At 69.2% G+C, this 20,118-nt stretch carries 20 protein-coding genes and 4 pseudogenes; 10 read left to right on the top strand and 14 right to left on the bottom strand.

Annotated features, from left to right (window positions below):
- Positions 1-1,047: 1,047 nt before the first annotated feature.
- The 4 genes and pseudogenes from eccCb to VS93_RS32590 all read left to right on the top strand — a co-directional run.
- Positions 1,048-2,613: pseudogene (eccCb, locus tag VS93_RS33720) on the top strand (type VII secretion protein EccCb); the annotation flags it as partial.
- A gap of 144 nt (positions 2,614-2,757) precedes the next feature.
- Entirely contained in the window at positions 2,758-3,000 is a 243-nt protein-coding gene (locus VS93_RS31870; protein ID WP_052745835.1) for a hypothetical protein, read from the top strand.
- Positions 3,001-3,133: 133 nt separating this feature from the next.
- Positions 3,134-3,718, top strand: a pseudogene (locus VS93_RS32585) (DUF6177 family protein); the annotation flags it as partial.
- A gap of 73 nt (positions 3,719-3,791) precedes the next feature.
- Positions 3,792-4,037: pseudogene (locus VS93_RS32590) on the top strand (DUF6177 family protein); the annotation flags it as partial.
- A gap of 66 nt (positions 4,038-4,103) precedes the next feature.
- On the opposite strand, the gene VS93_RS18140 reads toward VS93_RS32590, so the two are convergent.
- Positions 4,104-4,553 (bottom strand): MarR family winged helix-turn-helix transcriptional regulator, encoded by a 450-nt coding sequence (locus VS93_RS18140; RefSeq protein ID WP_046471099.1) that lies wholly within the window; start codon positions 4,551-4,553, stop codon positions 4,104-4,106.
- Between the two features lie 202 nt (positions 4,554-4,755).
- Between VS93_RS18140 and VS93_RS18145 the strand changes: the two genes are divergently transcribed.
- Positions 4,756-5,544 carry an SDR family NAD(P)-dependent oxidoreductase gene (locus VS93_RS18145; protein ID WP_046471100.1) on the top strand — a complete coding sequence of 263 codons (789 nt, stop codon included), beginning with the start codon at positions 4,756-4,758 and terminating at the stop codon, positions 5,542-5,544.
- Positions 5,545-5,661: 117 nt separating this feature from the next.
- A complete protein-coding gene (locus VS93_RS29295; protein ID WP_046471101.1) occupies positions 5,662-5,862 on the top strand; it encodes a hypothetical protein in 201 nt (66 codons plus the stop codon).
- A 208-nt stretch (positions 5,863-6,070) separates the two neighbouring features.
- Here VS93_RS29295 and VS93_RS18155 read toward each other — a convergent pair whose 3' ends face one another.
- The gene (locus VS93_RS18155) at positions 6,071-6,691 is read right to left on the bottom strand and encodes an ATP-binding protein (RefSeq protein ID WP_338022765.1); all 621 of its coding nucleotides are present in this window, start codon (positions 6,689-6,691) and stop codon (positions 6,071-6,073) included.
- A 239-nt stretch (positions 6,692-6,930) separates the two neighbouring features.
- Between VS93_RS18155 and VS93_RS18160 the strand changes: the two genes are divergently transcribed.
- Together VS93_RS18160 and VS93_RS18165 are read left to right on the top strand one after the other, a co-directional pair.
- Positions 6,931-7,788 carry a helix-turn-helix domain-containing protein gene (locus VS93_RS18160; RefSeq protein WP_082126989.1) on the top strand — a complete coding sequence of 286 codons (858 nt, stop codon included), beginning with the start codon at positions 6,931-6,933 and terminating at the stop codon, positions 7,786-7,788.
- 3 nt (positions 7,789-7,791) lie between these two features.
- Positions 7,792-8,040: a DUF397 domain-containing protein gene (locus VS93_RS18165; RefSeq protein WP_046471103.1), complete on the top strand. Its 249-nt coding sequence runs from the start codon at positions 7,792-7,794 to the stop codon at positions 8,038-8,040.
- Positions 8,041-8,341: 301 nt separating this feature from the next.
- Here the strand turns inward: VS93_RS18165 and VS93_RS29300 are convergent, their stop codons facing one another.
- The 4 genes from VS93_RS29300 to VS93_RS18180 all read right to left on the bottom strand — a co-directional run bounded on the left by VS93_RS29300 (position 8,342) and on the right by VS93_RS18180 (position 11,622).
- Positions 8,342-8,674, bottom strand: coding sequence for a hypothetical protein (locus VS93_RS29300; RefSeq protein WP_156184902.1), 333 nt, complete (start codon positions 8,672-8,674; stop codon positions 8,342-8,344).
- Between the two features lie 11 nt (positions 8,675-8,685).
- Complete coding sequence (locus tag VS93_RS29305) at positions 8,686-9,075, bottom strand: CdiA C-terminal domain-containing protein (RefSeq protein ID WP_156184903.1); 390 nt, start codon at positions 9,073-9,075, stop codon at positions 8,686-8,688.
- A gap of 130 nt (positions 9,076-9,205) precedes the next feature.
- Positions 9,206-11,023: a hypothetical protein gene (locus tag VS93_RS18170; protein ID WP_052745838.1), complete on the bottom strand. Its 1,818-nt coding sequence runs from the start codon at positions 11,021-11,023 to the stop codon at positions 9,206-9,208.
- 257 nt (positions 11,024-11,280) lie between these two features.
- Positions 11,281-11,622 carry a DUF6507 family protein gene (locus tag VS93_RS18180; RefSeq protein ID WP_046471106.1) on the bottom strand — a complete coding sequence of 114 codons (342 nt, stop codon included), beginning with the start codon at positions 11,620-11,622 and terminating at the stop codon, positions 11,281-11,283.
- Between the two features lie 80 nt (positions 11,623-11,702).
- Here VS93_RS18180 and VS93_RS18185 point away from each other — a divergent pair, with 80 nt between their 5' ends.
- On the top strand, positions 11,703-12,680 hold the full coding sequence (locus VS93_RS18185; RefSeq protein ID WP_046471107.1) for a TNT domain-containing protein: 978 nt from the start codon (positions 11,703-11,705) through the stop codon (positions 12,678-12,680).
- Positions 12,681-12,746: 66 nt separating this feature from the next.
- Positions 12,747-12,920: pseudogene (locus VS93_RS31880) on the top strand (EsaB/YukD family protein); the annotation flags it as partial.
- 1,328 nt (positions 12,921-14,248) lie between these two features.
- Here VS93_RS31880 and VS93_RS33725 read toward each other — a convergent pair.
- The 8 genes from VS93_RS33725 to VS93_RS18220 all read right to left on the bottom strand — a co-directional run bounded on the left by VS93_RS33725 (position 14,249) and on the right by VS93_RS18220 (position 19,618).
- Positions 14,249-14,374 carry a hypothetical protein gene (locus VS93_RS33725; protein WP_269082868.1) on the bottom strand — a complete coding sequence of 42 codons (126 nt, stop codon included), beginning with the start codon at positions 14,372-14,374 and terminating at the stop codon, positions 14,249-14,251.
- A complete protein-coding gene (locus tag VS93_RS18195) occupies positions 14,341-15,075 on the bottom strand; it encodes an alpha/beta fold hydrolase (RefSeq protein WP_236700603.1) in 735 nt (244 codons plus the stop codon). The genes VS93_RS33725 and VS93_RS18195 overlap by 34 nt, the downstream gene beginning before the upstream one ends.
- Before the next feature lie 245 nt (positions 15,076-15,320).
- The gene (locus tag VS93_RS18200; protein WP_449353796.1) at positions 15,321-15,926 is read right to left on the bottom strand and encodes an Rv1733c family protein; all 606 of its coding nucleotides are present in this window, start codon (positions 15,924-15,926) and stop codon (positions 15,321-15,323) included.
- Positions 15,927-16,112: 186 nt separating this feature from the next.
- A complete protein-coding gene (locus VS93_RS18205) occupies positions 16,113-16,667 on the bottom strand; it encodes a dihydrofolate reductase family protein (RefSeq protein ID WP_046471109.1) in 555 nt (184 codons plus the stop codon).
- A 115-nt stretch (positions 16,668-16,782) separates the two neighbouring features.
- Entirely contained in the window at positions 16,783-17,484 is a 702-nt protein-coding gene (locus VS93_RS18210; RefSeq protein ID WP_046471110.1) for a helix-turn-helix domain-containing protein, read from the bottom strand.
- A 176-nt stretch (positions 17,485-17,660) separates the two neighbouring features.
- Complete coding sequence (locus tag VS93_RS18215) at positions 17,661-18,365, bottom strand: SOS response-associated peptidase (protein ID WP_046471111.1); 705 nt, start codon at positions 18,363-18,365, stop codon at positions 17,661-17,663.
- 68 nt (positions 18,366-18,433) lie between these two features.
- Positions 18,434-18,562, bottom strand: coding sequence for a hypothetical protein (locus VS93_RS32600; RefSeq protein WP_269082869.1), 129 nt, complete (start codon positions 18,560-18,562; stop codon positions 18,434-18,436).
- 186 nt (positions 18,563-18,748) lie between these two features.
- Positions 18,749-19,618 (bottom strand): SAM-dependent methyltransferase, encoded by an 870-nt coding sequence (locus VS93_RS18220; RefSeq protein WP_269082870.1) that lies wholly within the window; start codon positions 19,616-19,618, stop codon positions 18,749-18,751.
- Between the last annotated feature and the right edge of the window lie 500 nt (positions 19,619-20,118).

The following is a 20,118-nucleotide window of genomic DNA, read 5'->3' on the forward strand; positions in this document are numbered from 1 at the left end:
TCCCGGCGGTGCTCCCTCATCGGAAAAGGCCGTGCGCGCGGCCGTCATGGCCCCTGTGACCGGGCCCGGCCCGGGCCCTTCGCGCCACTAGGCCCGCCACTCCCCGGCGTTAGGATCTACGCGGCCCGTTATGAGAGGAGTGGTGGTGGCGATCCGCATCGTGCACCGGCCGGCCCGGACCGTGTACCCGCCCCCTCAGCGGGAAACCCACGAGGTCGAGGCGCCGCCGACCCTGCCCGACGGCGGCGCGCAGGCGAACCCGCTCATGACCATCCTGCCGATGGTCGGCATGATGGCCTCTCTCACCATCATGATGGCCCTGCGGAACCCGGCGTTCATGGCGCTCGGGGCGCTCGTGCTCGTCGTCGCGGTCGTCGCCGCCGTCGGCATGCTGTTCTCGCGCCGCGGCCAGGCCGCCCGGCAACGCCGCAACCAGCGGGAACTCTACCTGGAGTACCTGGAGGAGCTGCGCGAGGACCTCGGCAAGTGGGAGCAGGAGGCCCGCTCCCACGCCCGGCAGTTTGATCCGCCCCCGGAGGCGCTGTACGACGTCGCGCGCGACCCGACACGCATGTGGGAGCGCCGCCGCAAGGACCGGGACTTCCTGCGGCTGCGGGCCGGCACGGGCGTCATGCCCGGGCGCCCGCTGCGCGTGGCGGAGAAGGGCACCGCACTGGCCCCCACAGATCCCTTCATGCTCTCCGAGGCGCGGACCGCGGTCCGGCGGTTCGAGACGGTGCCGGACATGCCGTTCACCGTGCCCCTCGACATGGTGGGCAACGTCAGCGTGATCGGCGAGCGCGCCGATGTCATGCGCCTGGTGCGGGCGCTGATCGCCCAGTTCGGCGCCTTCCACGTGCCGGAGGACGCCGCGCTGGCGGTGATGCACCCCCGATCGCAGGCCACCGACTGGGAGTGGCTGAAATGGCTGCCGCACGTCTTCGACCAGCACCGCCGCGACGGCGGGGTGAACGCGCGGCTAATCGCCCCCAGTTCGGCGAAACTGGGGGCGATGCTCTCCGACGAGCTGCGTGCGCGTACCGAAAGGTGCCCATCGGGCTGCTGGACGACGCCGGCAAGCAGTGGCAGGGGGTGTGGGAGCTCGACCTGGCCGCCTCGGGCGGCCACCTGGCGATCGTCGGGGGACCGCAGACCGGCAAGACGACACTGCTGCGCACGATGGTGCTCTCCATCGCCCTGACCCACTCCCCGAGCCAGGTCGCCGTCTACGGGCTCGACCTGGTCGGCGGCGGCCTGCAGGCGCTGTCCGGCCTGCCGCACGTCGGGGGGATCGCGGCCCGTACCGACGCCGAGCGGGTGCGGCGCACCGTCGAGGAGATCCACGGGATGCTGGAGCACCGCCAGGAGGTGTTCCGGGAACGGGGCATCGACTCGGTCCAGCAGCTGCGCCGGATGCACGCCCGCGGCGAGGTGCCCGAGCTGCCCTGCGCGGACATCGTGCTGTGCGTCGACGGGTTCGGAGCGGTCCGCAACGACTTCGAGGAGATCGACGACACGGTCTCCGACCTGCTCAGGCGCGGCGGCGGCTACGGAGTCCACGTGGTGGGCGCGATGCTGCGCTGGAACGACGTGCGCATGACCATGCAGTCCAACTTCGGGCAGAAGGTGGAGCTGCGGCTGAACGACCCGTCGGACTCCTCGGTGGACCGCAAGCTCGCCGAGACGATCAGCGCGGCGGCGCCGGGCCGGGCGCTGACCGGCACCAAGCTCTTCGGCCAGGTCGCGTTGCCCCGCGTCGACGGGACGCCGGACGACGAGAACCTGGGTGAGGTGGTCGAGAAGGCGTCGCGGGCGGTCGCCGGAGCCTGGCGGGGGCCGAGCGCCCCGTCGGTGCGGACACTGCCGTACCGGCTGCCCGCCCGCACCCTGCCGGGCCCCGAGAAGGAGGCCCGGCGGGTGCCCATCGGGGTGGACGAGCGGGCCCTGGAACCGGTCCTGCTCGACTTGTTCGGCGGCGATCAGAACCTGCTGGTGCTGGGCGACGGGGAGTGCGGGAAGACCAACCTGCTGCGCCTGGTCGCCGAGGGGCTGATGGCCCGCTACGACTCCTCGGAGCTCGTGTTCGCGGTGATGGACCCGCGGCGGACCCTGCGCAACGTGATCCCCGAGCCCTACCCGGGCGGGTACGCCAGCAACGCGCGGGTGTGCGCGGGGCTGGCGGGCGGCGTGGCCAAGGAGCTCGACGAGCGGATGCCCGACGACGCCGACCCCGACAGGCTGGAGGACGGCGAGATCGCGGGCCCGCGGATCGTCGTGCTGGCCGACGACTACGACGTGCTCACCACGGCCGGGCAGAAGCCGCTGGCGCCGTTCGTGCCCTACGTCTCCAACGGCCGCGACATCGGTCTGCACTTCGTGGTGGCCCGCCGCGTGGCCGGGGCCGGCCGCGGGCTGTACGACCCGCTGGTGCAGGCCATGCGGGAGATCGGCACCGGCGCGGTACTCATGTCCGGCGACCGCAGCGAGGGGCAGCTCTTCCCGCGGGTGTACGCCAACCGGCAGCCCCCGGGACGGGGCCGGTGGATCCAGCGCGGGGGCTCCCCGCGTCTCATGCAGACGGCACTGCTCGACGCGGACGGGGAGGACGGTTGACCTACGATGTGGTCGCGCTGGTGAGGGAGGCCCCCGGTATGCGGGCGCTGGCCGACGCGATGGTGGACACCGGACCGGACCTGCGGGTCAGGGGGGGCCGGGAACGGCGCGGTCATCCAGCTCCACGACGACGGGACCCCACTGGTGAACATCGAGGCCGCCCAGCGGGTGGACGTCCCCAGCGAGGTGGAGCGGCTGCTCGGTCCCGAGACCGCCGCCCGCATGCCCGACCCGTGCTGGTGGGTCGAGGTCCGGGCGTCCGGTACCGAGAGCGGGGCGGCGGAACTCGCCCACCGGTTCGCCGGCAGCCTGACCGACAGGTTGGGCGGCACCGTGTGGCCGCCCCGCCCGGAGGAGCGGGCCGGGCGGGAAGGGGGTACGCCGTGACGGCGCACCCCGCGGTGGACCTCGTCACCGACCGGGCGATGGTGGCGACCCAGGATCGGCCCGTGGTCCCCCTCTCCTCCTGCTGGCCGACGCGCTGTCGGCGGACGCCGAGAGCGGGCGGGCGCTGCAGGTGGTGACCCCGGCCGACGCGTGCATCACGTTCCCGCTGCGTACGGTCCTGAGCAAGCCCGGGGGCCGCTGGGTCGTGGCCGAACCCGACGGCGGCGGCCACTACGACGGCCTCACCGGCCTGCCCTTGGTGTGGGACGAGACGGCGGGCTACGCCGTGGACCGGGACGCTTCGGAAACGGAGGCGGACGCGCGGGCCGCGCCCACCCCCTCCACCACGTTCCTCCGGGAACCGGCCGTCCTCGGCTCCCACCTGCTGATCGATCTCACCGCCGTGCACCCCGCAACCGACGGCCTCGTCCTCGGCGGGGCGGCGGAATCGTTGGCCCGGACGTTCGCCAGGGCCGCGCCGGCCGGGTGGGGCACCAGCGAGCCGGCGCTGGCGGAGTGGGACCGCCCGACTCTCACCGCCACGTGTCGCCGCCGGGCGCCCAGGCCGAGCTGGTCGGTCTTCGTCGGCGAGGGCGGGGAGACCCGGCCCTTCATCGGCACCCAGCGGGTGTCCCGGGTGCCGTCGGGGGTCAAGGAGAGCATCACCTTCGCCGTCGGCTACGCCGAAGACGAGGAGCCCGCGCTGCACCGGATCGAGGACGTCGTCCAGGAGCTCACGGATCAGGGGATCCTGCACGTCCTGACGGCCCACCGGCTGCCGGGGCCGCCCCGACCTCACCTACGCGCCGCGTGTGCCGTCCGTGCCCGTGCCGGTGGGGCTGGCGATCGGCCCCGAGGGCGTCGCCGAGACGGGCCTGGACCACGTCATGGCCGCCCCGGTCAAGGGGCACCGGATCGGCCCTCCCGCGTCCACCGCCGTGCTGTTCCCCCTGGGGGACGGCACCACCCCGGAGAGCTGGGAGCGGTTCGTCCCGCTGATGCGGCACCTCCGCCCGGAGGAACAGCGCCGATCGTGACCGAAGCGGGGCCGTTCCCACCGAGGAGACCCCGCTTTCGTCAAGACCGGCGGGGCCATGGGGCTGTCAGGGGCGGGTGGAGACGCGGTGGAAGGCTTCGACGAGGTCGCTGAGTTCGGGCACGGTCTCGGCCTCGGCGAGCGTCTTCTGCAGCGCCTCGTCGTGGGTCGGGCGCGCCTGTTCGAGTAGCGCGCGGCCCTCGTCGGTGAGTTCGGTGTAGATGCCCCTCCGGTCCTCCCGGCACAGGACACGGGCGAGCAGTTCCCGGTCCTCCAGCCTGCTGACCAGTCGTGTCGTCGCGCTGCTGCTGAGCGCGGTGGCGCGGCTGAGCTGCTGCATGCGCATGTGCCAGCCGTCCTGGCGGCTCAGCGCGTCGAGCACGGTGTACTCGACCACGGACAGCCCGTGCCCGGACTGCAGAGCCTTCTCCAGAGCGGTCTCCAGCATCCCGTGCAGCGCCGCGAGGATGCGCCACCCGTGCGCGCGCACCTCGACCGCGTCGTCGGCGATCCCCACCGCACACCTCCCGCGTGTCGTTCCTGCACAGACTAGCAATTTGCGCGCCTAACAGGCGTGTGCAACTATTTATCCCGCGTTTGCAACTATCAGCTTGAGCGGGATAACTGCTTGCGCGTGAATGTGGGGCGGGGAATCACCGGCCGGACGGCCGGGCCCCGCCGAACAGGACAGCCTTCACCGACGAGAAGAGCGAGCACTGATGAACATCGACATGTCCGGCCGCACCGTGCTGGTCACCGGATCGACCAGCGGCATCGGCCAGGCCATCGCCACCGCGTTCGCCCGCGCCGGGGCGGACGTCGTGGTCAACGGCCGCTCCCGGCAGCGCGTCGACGACACCGTCGAGGCGATCCGCGAGGAGACCGGTGGTACCGTCCGCGGCGCCGCCGCGGACGTCAGCACATCCGAGGGGGCCGACTCCCTCATCGACCAGGTTCCCGACGCCGACGTCCTCGTCAACAACGCCGGGATCTTCTCCGCGGCCCCCGTCTTCGAGATCCCCGACGCCGAGTGGAGCCGCTTCTTCGAGGTCAACGTCCTCTCCGGGGTGCGGCTGGCCCGGCACTACACACCGCGCATGGTGCGGCGCGGTTGGGGCCGGGTGATCTTCATCAGCAGCGAGTCGTCCATCTTCATCCCGACCGAGATGGTGCACTACGGGATGACCAAGACCGCGCAGCTGTCCGTCGCGCGCGGAATGGCGCAGGAGGTGGCCGCGACCGGCGTCACCGTGAACAGCGTGTTGCCGGGGCCGACGCTGACGCCGGGCGTGGAGGAGTTCATCCGCGACCGGATCGGCCCCGACGTGCCGTTCCACGAGGCCGAGCGGCGGTTCATCGCCGAGGAGCGGCCCAGCTCGCTGCTGGGCCGGCTGATCCGGCCGGAGGAGGTCGCCAACCTCGCGCTCTACACGGGATCCGACGCCGGGGCGGCCACCTCCGGCGCCGCATTGCGTGTCGACGGCGGAGTCGCCCCGGCCCTGGCCTGAGCCTGGCCGTCGGCCTGGCCGGTGCCGCTTCGCGGGATCCGGACAGCCGATCCACCGGGATCAGGCCGCGGCGGCCGCCGGTCCGGTTCCGCGCGGGCGGGGACGCCGGTCGAAGAGGTGGCGGCGTTCGGGTCCGGTGTGGGGCCAGAGGGCGAGGAGGAGGGTGTCGGTGTCGGGGGCTTCGACGAGGCCGGCGGGGGTGGCGGCCCAGTAGGACTGGGTGGCCTCGCCGAACCAGACGATGAGGCCGGAATGGTGGGCCTGGACAGCGGCGGCGCGGCGGTGTTCGGCGGCAAACTCGGCGCGGTGACCGTGTAGGCGGGGTTGGCGCGCGGCGCGCTGGGCCCGGCAGGCGGGGTGGGCGCAGGACGGGCAGGCGGTGCCCTGATAGATGCCGGATCAGGGGCAGCGCGGGGAAGAGGTCTGGCGGTAGTCTCGGACATGGATTCCATTCCGTTCCTGGTTCACAAAGGGGTGGGATCTGGGCCCGGGCGGTGGTGGAGCACCGTCCGGGCCGCTCGGCGTTTCAGGGGGCGCCGATCATGGGGGTGGCGCCGGATTTGAGCGCCGATCCTGGAGGGGGCGCCGGCTTAGGCGGCGGTCCAGGCGCTGTCGGCCAGGTCGTAGGCCAGGTGGAACCACACGTGGCGGTGCGAGGGGCGCCCGCAGTCACCCCACGCGGTGGCGAAGGCATCCACCAGCGCCAGCCTGCGCCCCTGCTCCTGGAGAGGGTCGGCGCCTGCCGGGGCTTGGGCAGGTGGTGGTGCTCCCGGTGGTCGTAGCGGCGCCCGTCGGTTGCGCCGCCGTCGCGGCAGGTCAGGATCAGCCCATGAGGCGAGCGATCCGCGCGCAGCGTGTAGGTGCCGCCGGGTTGGCCGGAGCGGGTGTGGTGCAGGGCGTTGGCGGCGAGTTCGTTGCCCAGCAGGACGAACAGGTAACGGTACTCCGGGCCCTGGTCGGCGGCACACCCGGCGAGGAAGGCCCGCACAAGGGGAAACAGGGCTGCCTCGCCCCAGAAGTCGAAGGCGCGGCGGGTGAAGGGCACTGCCTTGGCGGTGCTGAAGTAGTGCTTCTTCTGCCAGGGGATGACCAGATCCACCGGGACCGTGACCGACCGTAGTCGGACCGGGGCAGCGGGAACAGACATGCGGACTCCTCAAACGGTGAGCAAGGGGGCGGACGAGAGGACAAGGAAGCCAGATCACCAGTCGGCGCCCGCGTTTCGGTCCGTTCCAAAGACAAGGCAGCGGGCGACCAGTAGCGTGATCACCAACCACCCGGGGTGATACGGCGGTGACCAGGTACACATCAAAGCTAACTCGTAATGTTCGAGTTTTCAACGTATCTTGTGAAAATTAACCGTATCGACTTCATTGGACCGCCGCCATGCGTGAACCCCGCAGCCCTTCCCTGCGCCTTCGGCGCCTTGCTGCCGAACTCCGCCGAGCCCGCGAAAGCGCTGACTACACGGTTACTCGTGTAGCCAAGGAGCTTGGCTGGAGCGCCCCAAAGGTCAGCAAGATGGAGACCACCGAGACCAAGCGCATCAGCGCCGCTGATCTCGACAGACTCATGGATCTCTACAAGATCACCGACCAGGAGACGCGCAGGGCAATGCAGGCGCTTGCCCGGGACGCCCGAGAGCGTGGCTGGTGGGCCAAGTACAAAGGGCTGTTCGGTGATCGGGCGCTGGCCGACTTCGAAGCAGAGGCATCCTCGATCCGCACCTTCGAAGCGCTCTGCATCCCTGGGCTGCTCCAAACCCCCGAATACGCCGAGTCGCTCTTCGAGGGCGGGCGCTACACCTCAGCGACCGAGATCCAGAACCGCGTCGATTACCGAATGGCCCGCCGGGAGATCCTGACCCGCTTCTCACCCGCACGACTGCGTGCGGTGCTGGACGAAGCCGCCCTGCGACGCACGATTGGCGGCCCCCAAGTCATGCGCGGCCAACTCGATCATCTGCTGCACATGGCCCAGATGCCGAACATCGACGTTCAAGTCGTACCGTTCGGGGTTGGTTCGCATGCAGGGCTCACCTCCCCGTTCATGATCCTGGACTTCCCCGAACCGCTGGACACCCCCATCGTGTGGATCGGCACGTTGGCCGGATCGGTGTTCCTCGAACAACCGGAAGAAATCGGACGGTATAACGTGACATTTGGGGACCTACAGGGCTCCGCGCTCAGCACCAAGCAGTCCGCCGAGTTCATCAAGGACATGGCTGCATCCTTAAGAGAGTGACCAGTGAACGAACTTGAGTTCCGCAAGAGCAGCTACAGCGGCCACGACGAGAACTGCGTCGAGGTCGCCCACATTCCCTCCTCCTTCCGGAAGAGCAGCTACAGCGGCCAAGAGCCCAACTGCGTCGAGGTCATCGACCTCCCCACCGGTGCCGCCCTGCGCGACTCGAAGCGTCCTGAGGCCGGGCACCTCACCTTCCCCGCCGCCGAGTGGGACGCCTTCCTCACCGCCGCCCGGGACGGGGAACTGTAACCCCGCCCGCCCCACCCGCGCCGATCTTGAGGATTTGGTTCCTTCAAACGCGAATGAAGGAACCAAATCCTCAAGATCGGCGGGGTTTTAAGGGGTTTCGAAGTGGAGCCTTGCACCTCTCCGGCACGGGCACGGTGCCGGGTGATTCCACGTACTTCTGAAGCTGCACGCGTGCTCCGGAATCTGAGTGAAACCTTCCGGGTGACACCCCAGCCGCCGAAAGCGAACGCTCCCGGCGGTCCCGTCAACGCTCTACCCCACGACCTCACCTGAATTATGCGCAGAAGTTCTTGATATGAGCTTAGCCATCCGTAGTCCGAATTTCAGGGCGTTCAAGTATAGGATTGTCGTTCTCATCGAACCCAAGGGCTATTCTCCATTTTGTCTCCCGAGATAAAAGGTCGAATATGTATCGTGCATTCGATTTTGCGTTTTCTGGAGAAGTTCCATAAACATCTACTGCCGTGCTGAACCCATCGTACATATCAAACGGCTCAACATCCAGAACCAGGCCTTCGATGCGTATCTCAGTCACACTTCTTTCTTCGGAGTGTACAGAGGAAGAAAAATGGGTCATCAAGGCAACCGCCTCACCCGATTCAGTCGAAACCATTATTGTTTCCACGTGAGCCATATTTTCCTCCTCTAAGGCCAGGCGACTACGTAACCGTCACCGATGAGAACAACTTCCTCCAGATCTCCGCCATACCTGTACAGCGAGCTTTGGAGTTCCGAAATTGCTGTTTCCTGTGTAGTACCGCCTTTTCGTAGGTCGATAACAATACGACTGGACTGCTTGGATCCATTTCTTATGTTCTGAGAAACCGCATTTTTTGAGGAAGTCTCAACCGTCTTAAACTCAACTGTTGAATTCGTTTCTACGATAATAGAATCGGGAGATTTGACACCGTTTATATCAGCCACGTCGACCGATTTAACTTCAATCCCGTTGTCCTTGAGGAACTGTGCAATATCACACTCTTTGGCAGTATAGTATTCCCAGCCGTTTCCGGTGCGACCTTGCAGCTCACTCACCGTCGGATGGACACGCGTTCCGGAGGGGAGATCCTCGGGGCGGGGCAGATGACCGTCGTGTGGAACAGTGTCATTGAAGGCGTTGGAGAGCGCATTTGGGGAGCCGGAGGCAGGGGAGCCTCCCGCGGCATCAGACCCGCCACCATCTCCGCCTCCTCCCGCGGGCGGTGTAGTGGGGGCGGTGCCGCTGGGAGTGGAATTGGTTGCGGTGCCGGAACTTCCACTGTCTCCGGTGGTGGAAGTGCCTGATGTGCCATCTCCGGGTCCGCCGGTGGGTGCCGGGGACGGTGAGGAGTCTCGGCTGGGTGGGGTGGAGGGGGCGGAGCCGCCGGTGGGGGTGGTCGTTTCGTTGGGGGTGTTGGGGCCGCCGCCTCCAGCATTGTTGGCGGAGGCGGCGGGGGCGGAGCCGTCGGGAGCGGCGCCTGCCATGGCGAGGTCGCGTTGGGAGACCCCCCTGGATCCCCGCCAGTTCCATGGTCCTTTCCAGGCCGATCTCATCGGCCAGCTCCAGCCAGGGGCGTAGCTCCTCGGTGGTGGGATCCTGCTCAGACCTGGAGGTTGAGGACTCGTCCGGGGTTCTGCTGTCAGTTCCTCCGGCGGTTGCCGGAGCAGCATCATCGGGGGTGCTCGAACCGTCCCTGTCGGCGTCCGGGGACGTGCTGTCTCCGGCTCCGGTCGTTGACGTGTCGCCATCGGGGGTGCTGTCGGCCCCTGTGGGCGGGGCGGTGTTCGGGGAGTCCGACCCGCTCTGCCCGTTGCCGCCCTGGTCGGGTGTTCCGGTGGATCCGGGGGTGTTGCCGGAGGAACCGGTCGGGGATCCCGACCCCCGTTCACCCAGGGCAGCGGCATCGTCCAGAGCGCCTTGTCGCAGGTCTTGGATCTCTCCCTGGTTCTCGCGCTGGCTCTTGAGTGCTTCCCCCACCCCCTGGGCGGGTTGCTGGCCAGACGTCTGCTGCTGACCGGATGTCTCCCGAACCGCCTCAACGTCAACATCACGCTGTTCCGGGTGAGGACCGGACCCGGACTTCCCGGCTTTGAAAAACCCCGCCCCGGAAAGCCCCAGGCTCCCGATATTGAGCACGCCCTGGGTGATCACATAGCCCGGCCGGTTGTCCCACTCGGTCCAGGGCACGAACGAATGCCCCAACTCTTCCCAAGCACCGGAGAAGTTGTTCCACCATTCGCTGCCGGAGCCGACCCCAAGACCGCCGTCCTCTGTGTAGAAGCCGGTCAGGCTCCCAATGGTGGCGAGGCCGTCCTCGAAGAAGGCCAGGTTGTTCTCCCCGGCGTCTGCGGTGAGGGGCAAAGTCCAATTACCGTCGTAGTAGACCCCGGTCAGGCCACCGACGCCCTCGGCGACGCCCGCGCCGAAGTCTCTAATGCCGGCACCGGCATCCACCCACCACTGGTGATCGACCTCCACCGGGCCGCCCCAGGCGGCCGCCACGTCTTGGGGGGCCTCCTCGAAGCCGTAGACCTCCTCGCCCTTACCCGGCTCGGTGCCCTCCGAAAGGCCGGCGCCGATGAACGTGGTGCCGCCGAAGATCCCGGTGATCTTGTTGACGCACTCGCGCTCGGCCTCCATGTAGTCGTGTTGGGCCTTCCAGACGTCATTGGACAGCGCGTTGTTCTCGTCGACCTTGTCCTCGTCCTCGTTCCAGTCCTCGTCGCCGTCGATGCCCTCGCGGAAGGCCACGGCGTCGGCCTTCAGGCTCTTCAGGCGGGCCTTGAGTTCGCGGGCCCGCTCGGCGAAGGTGAGAAGCGCCCCACCGGCCGTATCCCAAGCCGACTCGATGTCCTCACCGGTGGTGGCGACCGGGTTGATGGCCGAAAGCAGGTCGCCGGATTCGGGGGCGCTGTAGACCTCGGCCAGTCCCTGCCAGGTGGACTTGATGTCGCTTCCTGACTGGGCGATGTCCTCGCCGTCACCCTGGAGCTTCTTGGCCACGGACTCCAGTTCGTCGGCCTTTACACCGGGGATCGGGATCCGTCCGGATCGATCGCACCGTGGGGGTCACACGAGTAAGTCAAGGCCACACCATCACGTAGTCGCTACGGCTGCGCTGAGCCGCTGGTCGCTCGTCTGAGAGGGGTCGGATACCGCGTGGACTCCCTTCCAGGGCCGGCGCCCGCGCCGGTGCACCAGGGGTTGCGTCCACGCTGATGGGAACGGCTCAGGCGGCGCTGCCCGGACCGCGAGGGGGGTTAAAGGTCGAGGTCGGAGATGTCGCCGGTGTTGCCCTGGGCCTCGGCGGCCATTTCGAGGTTGCCGTCCATGTAGTGGCCGGCCGCGGCGCTGCATCCGCTGATCGCGCTGGAGGTCTTGGCGGCCATCTTCTGCATCTTGGCGCCGTACTCCTCGACGGACTCCTCAAGCGCCTTGCCGATGGGTTCGCTGGCAGCGGAGCCGGCCGCCTCCTCGACGTGGTCGTTGAACGATTCGATCTGAGCGGTCAGGCCCTCGGTGCCCTCCTCGTCGCCGAGGTGGCCGCCCACGCTCAGCAGGACCGAACTGACCCCTTCGGGGCTGACGTCCCATCCGCTCATGCGCCTTCAGTCCTCCTTCTCGCGGCAGTCTGGGGCGGCGCCGGCGGGCGGCGACGGCCAGTACCCGAAGGACCCCCTGAATGGCACGCGACTACGACAGCCAACTGCTGGAGTCGACCGCTGTGCGCCGCAAGCGGCTCCGCGAGGCGGTGTTCTTCGGTCCGCAGCGCACCCGCCGGCGTCTCGACGAGAACATCGGCAAGGTCGTCCTCAGCCTGTGCCTGTCGGCGGCCATCAGCGCGGGAACGGTCGGCTGGTCGTTCCTGCAGAGCCAGCTCAGAAGCCAGGAGGAGGAACAGGAGCAGCAGGCGGCCGGGCCCGACGCCGCGACCGCGCCGCTCCCGGGGGACTGGGTCGGCGCCGAGGTCACCTTCCCGATGCTGCGCGAGGAGCTCGACCAGGCCGAGGTCCCGCCGGACCTCTACGTTCTTCCCGGCGACGAGCGGCCGGACCCCGAGGAGGTCCCCAGCCAGCACCTGCTCACCGACGAGGGAGAGGGGGGCTACTCAGTCGGCATCGTCGAGTTCGAGCAGGGCCGCACCGGCGCGGAGTTCCGAACCGAGGACGAGGCCTCCCGCTGGCTGTACCAGGAACTGGCGACGGCTGCGTCCGACGTGCGCGGGCTCGGCGACGAGGAGGAGCGGCAGGCGGCCGAGAAGACCGCGGAGCTCGTCGACTCCGTCCGGGAGAAGAGCGGAGGGCAGCCCAACGCCACCACGGGGATGACGCTGGAGCCCGGGCAGGTGGTGGACGCGTTCGGCCCGGAGAGCGGGTCCTTCCTCTTCCCCGACGGCACCCCCTTCGACCGGCGCGGTCTTCCCGGATTCCTCCGGAACCCCCCGGGCGGCTCCGAGGAGGACGCCTACCACCGCTACCGGGTCGCGCACCCGTTCCCGGTGGAGGCGACCCTGGTTCCCGGGGAGAATGGCGGCGAGAGCGGCATCCGGTTCAGCGTCGGCGCCGACGGGTTCAGCCGGCCGCCGGAGCTGCCGAGCATCCGCTGGCTGGTCCGCAGCGGCTACCTTGAGCGCGTCGTGGCACCGGAGGTACCGGAGTGACCGCTCTCCCCCCGAGAACCCCCCTCCGGCGAGAGCCGGGACCGAGGAAACGATTGGACAGGCGCCATGACCACGTGGAGCCGGGTGACCCTTGTCGGTGAGCGGCGCAAGGTCGACGCCGTCCTCCCCGCTGAGGAACCGATCGGGGAGCTGATGCCGGACGTGCTCCGCGTGCTCGGCGAGCCGGTGCGCAACCCCGCTGTGCCGCTGCATCTCACGACCGCGGGAGGCGACTCCCTCGCGCACCGGGTCGGCCACGGGCTGATGCGGCCCTTCCGGCCGACGGAGGACGCCCTGGCCTCCCTCGAACTCGGCGAGGCGCTGCAGCGGACCATCACCACCGGCCGCAGGATCGTGGTGAGCCGGCCGCGTACCGGGGCCGGCGAGAGCACCGTGACCGCGCTCATCGCCTCGGTGTTCGCGCACTACCGGAACGACCGGGTGCTGGCCCTGGACATCACCCCCGGTTCGGACTCCCTCGCGCGGCGGTTCGGCGTCCGTCCCGAGTCGTCCCTCGACGACATCGAGCGCGGTGCGGCCAACCCCGGGTCTTTCGAGGAGCTGGAGCCGTACCTGGCCCGGGTCCGCGACCGGCTGTGGGGGCTCCCCGGTGTCCGGGACGGGCGGCCCGGCGGTGCCGGCGCGGAGGTCTTCCACCGCACGCTGCTGCCCCTCACCCGGTTCTTCGGTATCACGCTCATCGACCGCGGCGCCGACGTCTTCGACGGGTTCAACCACGCCGCGCAGGCCAGCGCGCACGCCCATGTCCTGGTGGCCCCCGCTACGCGTGAGGGAGCGGTGAGCATCGGCCGGGCCTTCGACTGGATGACAGCGAACGGTAATGAGGCGCTTCCGGCCCGGATCGTCGTCGTGTTCGTCGAGCAGCATCGGGACGAGGAACCGGCCTTCGACGCCGCCGGGGCGACGGCTATCCTGCGCAGGAGCGGTGCCGGGATCGTCAGGATCGGCTACGACCGCCATTTGGCCGCGGCGGCCGCGTTCGATCCGCGCCGGATCGTCGAGGCCACCCACGACGCCGCGAAACGGATCGCGGTCGAAGCCCTGCGCCGGGCTCTGTGAGTGATGCTCCGAGAAGGCGCCGACTCAGAACCGCCGAACGACGTTCCAGGGGGTGGAGAGCACGATGGGACCCATGCCGGACCGCCCGCCGGGCCAGGAGCCGCCCGTCAGCGGGAGGCCGACGTCCGCTGCCGTTCCTCCCCGGGCGCACGGTGCGCCCGCTCCCTCCGTTCCGGCGGCGGACGCGCCGCGGGGGCGGCCCCCGGCACCTCCAGCAGGGCAGGCCGAGCAGAGGCGGTCCCTCGTGGGATCCGACGACGCGGCCAGAGCCTTCATCGAAGGAGTCGGCCCGTCCAGTCCCGGAACGCGGCCGACACGGTCGGCCGCGCCGGCGTCCGGCTACGAGGAGATGCTCAACGCTCTCCCCGACCTTCCGTCCTCCCGTTGGCGCCGCGCGCTCTACCGGCTCACCGGCGGAAGGATGCGGTCGGACACCCCGGCCACCGCACTACGCCGGCGGCCGGGGGGATCCAGCGGGCCCGGTGGGATCAGGCGCCGATGAAGGCCAGCAGGTCGTTGTTGAACTGGTCCTTGTAGGCGGCGATGCTGGCCAGGCCGTGCGGGGCACCGGGGTAGACCTTCAGGGTGGCGTCCTTGACGAGCTGGGCGGACATGTGGCTGAAGCGCCGATGGGGACGATCTGGTCGTCGTCGCCGTGGGCGATCAGGGTCGGCACGTCGATCCGCTGGAGGTCCTCGGTGAAGTCGGTCTCGGAGAAGGCCGCGACGCAGTCGATCGCGCCTTTCAGCCCGACCTGCATGCTCATCAGCCAGAACGCATCGCGAATGCCGGGCGAGACGGTGGAGCCCGCCCGGTTGGCGCCGTAGAAGGGCGCGCTCAGGTCCTTGTAGAACTGGGAGCGGTCGGCGCTGATCCCGGCGCGGATGTCGTCGAAGACGCTGATCGGCAGGCCGTCGGGGTTGGCCTCCGTTTTCAGCATCAGCGGCGGAATCGCGCCCAGGAGGACCACCCTGGCCACCCGGGAGGTGCCGTAGCGGCCGATGTAGCGGGTCACCTCGCCTCCACCGGTGGAGTGGCCCACCAGGACGGCGTCCCTCAGGTTGAGCGTTTCGAAGAGGTGGGCGAGGTCCTCGGCGTAGGTGTCCATCTCGTTGCCGTGCCAGGGCTGGCTGGAACGGCCGTGGCCGCGGCGGTCGTGCGCGATGGCGCGGAAACCGCGGGACGCCACCAGCATCATCTGGTCGTCCCATGCGTCGGCGTTGAGCGGCCACCCGTGGCTGAAGACGACCGGTCGGCCGGACCCCCAGTCCTTGTAGAAGACCTCGGTTCCGTCCCTGGTGGTGATCATGCCCATTGTGTTTCCCCCCGTTGTGTGTGTACTGCCTGCCCCGTCTGGGCGGCGAGCGTGTCGCCGGTCAGGTCAGCCGCTCGCGTGCTCTCTGCCTGCCTGCACCCTTTGGGTGGTTTGCTAATCGATCGTGACGAATATGCGCCATCTGGCGAAATGTAATGGTTTAGGTGGTTGGATGTGCGTCCGACCGTGGAACGCGGGGCCGCCGCGAGCGCTACGGGCACCGGTCAGGGCACGGCTCCGATCGCTCACTGTGTCCAGTCCGGGCCGACCCGGTTCCATTCCCGTTCCCAGACCGGCAGCGCCGTCCAGATCATGACGTGGCGCAGGAGCGTCCGCAGCGCCACGCCGGCCACACCGCCCAGCAGCAGAACGCCCAGGCCGACGGTCCAGCCGCGTGTCTTGGCCTCGGAAATGCTGACCGGGGGCTTCGCCGGCTCACCGGACCGGTCCAGCCATACGGTGACCTCGTCCCCCTTCGTATGCCCCGGCTTTGTCCACACCTGCATGGTCTCCGGTCGAGCGGTCCCCGTGTCGACGGAGGCCGAGGCCCGCACGTACAGCGGCTCACTCCCCCGGCCCTGCGCGTCTATTTGCGGGGGCGAGCTCTGCAGCAGCGTCGCCTGGGTCTCGCGGAGCTCACTGGCCTGCTGCCGGAACTCGGCGAGCCCATCGGAGTAGGCCGTTCTCCCCACCGCAAGGGCCATCGACGGGACGAGGACCAGCACTGCCACCAAAATCAGCGCCCCGATGACCGACTCGACGCGGTCACGCCCGCGCCGCAATGCGTCGGTGTTTTCCGCAGGCGCCCTTGGGCTGAGTACTCGTATCAGCGGCCTGAGCAGATCCCACATCGACCTTCGCCCTCTGTCCCAGACGGGAACCCCTCGGTTCGAGCCTGGTCGTGAGCTCCTCACCTGCACAGAGGCGTTCGGCACCAAGCAGGAGGGACGAACGGCTCAAGCGGCGGGCGCGTTCTGAGCGAAGGGCGGAGCCGGCGGGCGGGACCGTCCCCTGTCCGCGGGTGCGACCCCCGGTACCTACCGCACCGGCCGGTAGGTCGCGATGACCACGCCGCTGCTGGTCGGCCGGGCGTTCACCAGTTCGAGCCTCTTCAACGGAGCGTCGTCGGCGAACAGCTTCTTGCGGCCCTCACCGGCGATCACCGGGTGGATCAGCAGCACCAGTTCGTCGAGCAGGTCCTGAGCCAGCAGGGACCTGACCAGACCGGGGCTGCCGGCGACCGAGATCCCCTTGCCCTCGCCGGCCTTGAGCCGCTCGACCGCGGCGGCCAGGTCGCCCTTGATCAGCGTGCTGTTCGCCCAGTCGTCGGCGTTGTCCAGCGTGGTCGAGGCGACGTACTTGGGCGAGTCGTTGATCCAGTTCGCGAACCCCGCGTCCTCGCCGCTGGTCACGTTCGGCCAGTACCCGGCCCACTCGGTATAGGTCACCCGTCCGAGGAGCACCGTGTCGGTGGTCTCCAGTGCCTCGGTCACCGCCGCGCCCATCTCCTCGTCGAACTCGAACTGCCACTGGTCCGGCGACTCGACGACGCCGTCGAGCGAGATGAACAGACCCGAAACAACCTTGCGCACGATGATGACCTCCCTGTTCCCGGACCGGCGCGTTCCCGTGATGTCCCAGGACGACTCCCGGGCCGGGCTGACCTCGATGACTGCGCCTGGTCGGGATGTTAGACGGCACGAGGGGTCAGGTCTTGTACAGAAGCGACAGCGGCTCCGACGGGTCCCGAGCGCTCAACCGCGTGGCGGTCCGCCCGATATAGCGGGTCAACGACCGCGCCAGGTGCGGCTGGTCGAAGTATCCGAGCCGGTGGGGCACGTCGTGGGCCGGCACACCCTCCTGGATCAGGACCGCCGCCTGCCGGGCGCGGTTGATCTGCCGGGCGGCACCGCGGGTGAGTCCGGTCGCCGCCGCGAAGTGCCGCTGGATGGTGCGTTCGGACAGGTCCGGCGGCGCTCCACGGAGCACCGCGGCGACGATCGGGTCGCGGACCAGGACACCCTCGCGCACCATCCGCCGTACGAACACCTCGGCGTTGTCGTAGTCGGGAAGGTGCCAGGCGGAGCCCTTCAGCCAGAACGACCTGCCCGTCGCGCCGGGAATCTCGACAGAACCGTCGACGAGCCGGCTGATCGGAAGATGGGGCATCGAGGTACCGAGCGAGAAGCTGATCCCGAAGAACGTGGCGTCTTGGGGAACCGGGGCCGAACTCGCCGACGACTCCGGCCCTCGAACAGCCACATTGACCTGACCGCATTGCCGCCAAACGACCAGCTCGCAATGCGATGTCGCAATCGAGGTCATCCGGTCGGCGTCATAGCTGCGGCTCCGCCACACCCGCTCGATGTACGGCGAATCGGACGGCCGGCTCTCCAGTTCCAAGCCCATCGGAGTCATTCCCTCTCGCTCTGTCGGACGCCGCCTGAGCGGACAGTGCGGCAAGAGGCCCGCTACCGTACCCGGGCCCGACGACGCCGAGTGCGCCGCCAAGCCGGCCCCGGCCGCCACCAGGCGCGACTCAGTCGTTACAGGCGCCGGCCGGCACCCTGATCACGGCCGGAGCACTAGGCGGCCACCTCTTCGGTGAGCCCCGGGTGATTGTTCCTCGGGGAACCGACCGCCCTGCCGACCGGCCGCGGAACGAGGGAGGGATCGGGGATCGCGTCGATGAGTCGGCGCACCTCCCCCTTGTCGGTGGTGGACTTGGCCAGCCAGTCGCCCACCATGTCGTGGGGAAGGATGACAGGGCAGCGGTCGTGCACGTGACCCAGCGCGTCGGTGGCCGGCCGGGTGAGGATCGTGCACGTCCACACCCATTTCGCCGGGTCCTCCTCGGCCACGTCCGGGTCGGGCCACAGTTCGTAGAGTCCGGCGAAGGCCAGCACGCTCTCGTCGTCCGGGTGCAGGTAGTAGGGCACCTTGCCGCCGTTGTTCCTCTGCCACTCGTAGTAGCCGTCGGCGGGAACGACGCAGCGCCGCTTGGCCGCCGCGCTGCGGAACGCCGGCTTCTCGGTGACAGTCTCGGAGCGGGCGTTGATCATCCGGGACGCGGCCTTGCGGTCCTTGGCCCAGACGGGCAGCAGGCCCCAGCGGACGTTGCGCAGCCGACGCACCGTCCCCCCGTCCTCGGCCTCCTCCAGGATGACGCGCACGGTCTGGGTGGGCGCGATGTTCCAGGAGGGCGCGAGGTGCTCACCGACACGTTCGTCGGTGTCGAACGAGAGTTGCAATTGATGGTCATTACGGGCACTGACGTAACGTCCGCACATGCACCAAGTCTTACCCGGCGCGGCGCTCCAGCCAAGCGAATCCGCCCCGTTTCCCGGAGGGCGGACGGTCAGGGGGTGACCTCCCACAGGTCGCGGTAGAAGGCGACGCGCCGCGGATCCCGGGCGACTCCGTAGGCGCCGAGGAGCGTCTCCTCCCACCCCGGCCTGTAGTTCCACACCGTGCTCCAGGTGGCCACGGCGAGGTCCGCCCAGCTCGTTGCGCCACACCGGCCGGAGGTCGCGTCCGGCGGCCGCGGCCGCGACGGCCTTCGGGGGGTCCACGTCTCCACCGGGGACTCCTGCGATCATGGCGGATATGGCGGATAGTGTCCCGCCGCCGGACCGGTGCCACCGGAGCCGGACGGGCCCGGCGGCGCGGGTGGTCAGCCCCGCTTGACGCCCACGCCCGCGTGCTCCCAGATCTGCTTGTCCGGATCCGTGGGGCGCGGCTGCGGTTCGATGTCGCCGTTGCGCCAGGTGTCGCAGTCGACCAGCGTCCGCGCGGCGGAGCCGTCCGTGCTGGGGGAGACGATCTCCAGCCCGTCGAGGGCCCGGGCGCACTCGTCGGGGGAGCGCACGCGCCCCCACTCCATCCCCAGTTCGTGCACGCGCTCGGTGAAGGTGCGGGCGGCGTCCTCGTCCGAGGCGCACAGGTGCGAGTAGATCAGCGCCGATCCCGCGGGCAGCCACTCGAAGTACCTGCGCACGAGCCCGAAGGGGTCGTCCTTGTCGGGGACGCAGTGCAGCAGGCTGACGAGCATCAGGCCCACCGGTCGGCTGAAGTCGACGAGGCCGCGGGTCTCCTCGGCCGACATCACCCGTTCCACGTCGCGGAGATCGGCCGTGACCACGGTGGTGGTGGAGTTCTCGGCGAGGATCGCGCGGCCGTGGGCCAGCACGATCGGGTCGATGTCCACATAGACCACGGAAGCGTTCGGGTCGACCGACTGGGCGACTTGGTGGGTGTTCTCCACGGTCGGTAACCCGGACCCCAGATCGATGAACTGGCGTATTCCCAATTCGGAGACGTAGCGCACGCCGCGTGAGAGGAACCCGCGGTTCTCAAGGGCGAGTTGCGTGGTACCGGGATTCGTCTGCTCCACCGCCATAGCGGCGTCGCGGTCGGGTTGGAAGTTGTCCTTGCCGCCGAGCAGCGCGTCATAGGTGCGCGCCACCGTTGGTGTGGACATGTCCAGGTCGGGCGGATACCGGGAATCGGTCCGTTCTGCTTCCTGCGCGGAATCACTGGTCACGGGGGTCTCCCATTCGGGATCGGGGGTGGGGAGTGGGCGCCTTCGGTGCCGAGCCTGTGATGGAACCGGTTCCGACTATACGAGTCCGCCCCGGGCCGGCGGGGGCTGTTGTATGTACGGGGGAGGTTTTTCTCCGGCGGGCGGCGGATCGGGGCGGCGGCCGGCCGCGGCGTTCCCCGAATAGGAGCCCGCGGCCGCGGTCCCTTTTCCGCGCCGGGGTGAGAATGGCATAACCGGATTCCTGTTCCGCGCAGGGATATTCACGGTGGCGGTTCTCCGCGCCTTGGGAGCACGTACGGAGATGAGTCCTCGTCTGTTCTGACCCGACCTGCCCGAACGGCCAGCGAACCGCTTCCTTTCAGCGCCGAGCCGGGTTCCACCGATGAGTTCGGTCCGGTCGCCCCCGATCCCACGACCAGCCGGCTCGCCGACATCGAGGTCCGGCGCCGGGTCCGGGCCCGCGCCCGCCGTCTTGGACCCATTCGCGAAGGATCGCGGCT

Origin of the sequence: Allosalinactinospora lopnorensis (genome assembly GCF_000981225.1) — a bacterium.
GTDB lineage: Bacteria > Actinomycetota > Actinomycetes > Streptosporangiales > Streptosporangiaceae > Allosalinactinospora > Allosalinactinospora lopnorensis.

Bases quoted from the DNA above. Each gene is read 5' to 3' on its own strand.
- VS93_RS18200 (WP_449353796.1), bottom strand. From the start codon at position 15,926: ATGTGGGATCTGCTCAGGCCGCTGATACGAGTACTCAGCCCAAGGGCG.
- VS93_RS33725 (WP_269082868.1), bottom strand. From the start codon at position 14,374: ATGTCCGCCCAGCTCGTCAAGGACGCCACCCTGAAGGTCTACCCCGGT.
- VS93_RS18215 (WP_046471111.1), bottom strand. From the start codon at position 18,365: ATGTGCGGACGTTACGTCAGTGCCCGTAATGACCATCAATTGCAACTC.
- VS93_RS18145 (WP_046471100.1), top strand. From the start codon at position 4,756: ATGAACATCGACATGTCCGGCCGCACCGTGCTGGTCACCGGATCGACC.
- VS93_RS18195 (WP_236700603.1), bottom strand. From the start codon at position 15,075: ATGGGCATGATCACCACCAGGGACGGAACCGAGGTCTTCTACAAGGAC.
- VS93_RS18155 (WP_338022765.1), bottom strand. From the start codon at position 6,691: ATGTCTGTTCCCGCTGCCCCGGTCCGACTACGGTCGGTCACGGTCCCG.
- VS93_RS18180 (WP_046471106.1), bottom strand. From the start codon at position 11,622: ATGAGCGGATGGGACGTCAGCCCCGAAGGGGTCAGTTCGGTCCTGCTG.
- VS93_RS18160 (WP_082126989.1), top strand. From the start codon at position 6,931: ATGCGTGAACCCCGCAGCCCTTCCCTGCGCCTTCGGCGCCTTGCTGCC.
- VS93_RS29300 (WP_156184902.1), bottom strand. From the start codon at position 8,674: ATGGCTCACGTGGAAACAATAATGGTTTCGACTGAATCGGGTGAGGCG.
- VS93_RS18185 (WP_046471107.1), top strand. From the start codon at position 11,703: ATGGCACGCGACTACGACAGCCAACTGCTGGAGTCGACCGCTGTGCGC.
- VS93_RS18210 (WP_046471110.1), bottom strand. From the start codon at position 17,484: ATGGGCTTGGAACTGGAGAGCCGGCCGTCCGATTCGCCGTACATCGAG.